Genomic DNA, 1,738 nt, shown 5'->3' on the forward strand with positions numbered 1-1,738 from the left:
AGAAGTGCTCCTTAGAAAGGAGGTGATCCAGCCGCACCTTCCGGTACGGCTACCTTGTTACGACTTCGTCCCAATCGCCAATCCCACCTTCGACGGCTCCCTCCCACAAGGGGTTAGGCCACCGGCTTCGGGTGTTACCGACTTTCATGACGTGACGGGCGGTGTGTACAAGGCCCGGGAACGTATTCACCGCAGCGTTGCTGATCTGCGATTACTAGCGACTCCAACTTCACGGGGTCGAGTTGCAGACCCCGATCCGAACTGAGACCAGCTTTAAGGGATTCGCTCCACCTCACGGTCTCGCAGCCCTCTGTACTGGCCATTGTAGCATGTGTGAAGCCCTGGACATAAGGGGCATGATGACTTGACGTCGTCCCCACCTTCCTCCGAGTTGACCCCGGCAGTCTCTCACGAGTCCCCGCCATTACGCGCTGGCAACATAAGATAAGGGTTGCGCTCGTTGCGGGACTTAACCCAACATCTCACGACACGAGCTGACGACAGCCATGCACCACCTGTACACCGACCACAAGGGGGCCTACATCTCTGCAGGTTTCCGGTGTATGTCAAACCCAGGTAAGGTTCTTCGCGTTGCATCGAATTAATCCACATGCTCCGCCGCTTGTGCGGGCCCCCGTCAATTTCTTTGAGTTTTAGCCTTGCGGCCGTACTCCCCAGGCGGGGTACTTAATGCGTTAGCTACGGCACGGATCCCGTGGAAGGAAACCCACACCTAGTACCCACCGTTTACGGCATGGACTACCAGGGTATCTAATCCTGTTTGCTACCCATGCTTTCGCTTCTCAGCGTCAGTTACTTCCCAGAGACCCGCCTTCGCCACCGGTGTTCCTCCTGATATCTGCGCATTTCACCGCTACACCAGGAATTCCAGTCTCCCCTGAAGTACTCTAGTCTGCCCGTATCGCCTGCAAGCTTAAGGTTGAGCCCCAAGTTTTCACAGAAGACGCGACAGACCGCCTACAAGCTCTTTACGCCCAGTAATTCCGGACAACGCTCGCACCCTACGTATTACCGCGGCTGCTGGCACGTAGTTGGCCGGTGCTTCTTCTACAGGTACCGTCACTTTCGCTTCGTCCCTGTCGAAAGGAGTTTACAACCCGAAGGCCGTCATCCTCCACGCGGCGTCGCTGCATCAGGCTTTCGCCCATTGTGCAATATTCCCCACTGCTGCCTCCCGTAGGAGTCTGGGCCGTGTCTCAGTCCCAGTGTGGCCGGTCACCCTCTCAGGTCGGCTACCCGTCGTCGCCTTGGTGAGCCGTTACCTCACCAACAAGCTGATAGGCCGCGGGCCCATCTCGCACCGATAAATCTTTCCACCACAAAACATGCATTCCATGGTCATATCCGGTATTAGACCCAGTTTCCCAGGCTTATCCCGAAGTGCGAGGCAGATCACCCACGTGTTACTCACCCGTTCGCCGCTCGTGTACCCCGAAGGGCCTTACCGCTCGACTTGCATGTGTTAAGCACGCCGCCAGCGTTCGTCCTGAGCCAGAATCAAACTCTCCGTTGAAGACTCTTGACCTACCTCCGAAGAGGCTAATCAGAAGAATAACTAGAGTCCGAAAACCTAGCAAAACAAAACGCCAGCAAAAAGATTTGCTGACTAAATGTCCGACCTCTCAACCGGGGGGTATGAGAAGCCGGAACCAATTAAATAATTGGCACTGACATTCATCGACACACTATTGAGTTCTCAAAGAACACACGCACACAC

The 1,738-nt window shown here is 55.4% G+C and carries 1 rRNA gene; it reads right to left on the reverse strand.

From position 1 onward, the window contains the following. Positions 1–15 precede the first annotated feature (15 nt). Positions 16–1,534: ribosomal RNA gene (locus IBX18_RS41775) — 16S ribosomal RNA — on the reverse strand. Between the last annotated feature and the right edge of the window lie 204 nt (positions 1,535–1,738).

The sequence above is a fragment of the Nocardia sp. XZ_19_369 genome, from assembly GCF_015355715.1.
In the GTDB taxonomy this organism is placed as follows: Bacteria; Actinomycetota; Actinomycetes; order Mycobacteriales; family Mycobacteriaceae; genus Nocardia.